Below are 873 nucleotides of genomic sequence, written 5' to 3'. Positions count from 1 at the left end.
TAAAGTATAACACGAAATCGGGGAATTGTATAGTTTTGCCGGACATCCGCTTATCGCCCGCATACCTGCGGGCAAGTTTACGGTTGCGGTAAAAACAAAGTATTCGGCGGGAGCCTCACCCCTTAAAGAAGTGCGCGAAATTGTATACAAAACTGCCCTGACGGTTAATCGTATATACAACGTATCTGCTTTTTGATATTACGAAGCTGTACAGGAATGTATAAATAATGATATACTTAAAGAGTACTTGGAGCGCAAATCGCGGGAGGTAATGAATATGTTGTTGGCAGAATATGATTACGCAACCGATATAGCGGTTCAAAGAGAAGAAGAACGCGAGATCGCCTTGGAAGAAGGCGAAGCTATCGGGCTTGAAAAAGGTGCCCGGCAAAAAGCACTCGAAACGGCAGCAGCCCTTAAGCGGCTTGGCGTTGAGCTCGATACGATAGCTTCGGGTACGGGCTTATCCCGCGAGGAAATCGCACGACTGTGAGTCCGCCCGGCACAAGCTTTCGTAAGGGAGCCGTGCGGTTTTCCCCGGGCGGTTTTTCCATAAAAAAAGAGGCTGCCTAAAAACCGAAGTTTTCGGACAGCCCTTTTTACTTTTAACCGGCGGTAAGCACCGGCTCCCGCAAGGGAAGCCGTGCGGCTTTATCAATACATGCCGTCCATACCGCCCATTCCGCCGCCGGGCATCGGAGCGGGGGGATTCTTTTCGGGAATGTCGGTAATAGCCGCTTCGGTGGTCAGCAGCAAACCGGCGATTGAAGCCGCGTTTTGCAGTGCCGAGCGGGTAACCTTTGCAGGGTCGATAATACCGGCTGCCATCATATCCTTCCATTCCATCTTGGCGGCGTCAAAGCCGATACCTTT

Annotated in this window: 2 protein-coding genes and 1 pseudogene; 2 read left to right on the top strand and 1 reads right to left on the bottom strand. The window is 50.9% G+C overall.

The window, feature by feature from the left end:
* Positions 1 to 25 precede the first annotated feature (25 nt).
* Complete coding sequence (locus H0R92_RS13995; protein WP_432966286.1) at positions 26 to 196, top strand: hypothetical protein; 171 nt, start codon at positions 26 to 28, stop codon at positions 194 to 196.
* A pseudogene (locus H0R92_RS13990) lies at positions 197 to 493 on the top strand (hypothetical protein); the annotation flags it as partial. It lies immediately after the preceding gene.
* A gap of 161 nt (positions 494 to 654) precedes the next feature.
* On the opposite strand, the gene H0R92_RS13985 reads toward H0R92_RS13990, so the two are convergent.
* Positions 655 to 873: TCP-1/cpn60 chaperonin family protein (locus H0R92_RS13985; protein WP_432966283.1), on the bottom strand; the 219-nt coding region annotated here is incomplete at its 5' end.

The organism is Treponema sp. OMZ 840, assembly GCF_050937815.1.
Taxonomy (GTDB): domain Bacteria; phylum Spirochaetota; class Spirochaetia; order Treponematales; family Treponemataceae; genus Treponema_C.
Note: the sequence above shows the minus strand (reverse complement) of the source record. Positions and strands in the feature narration are given on the sequence as shown.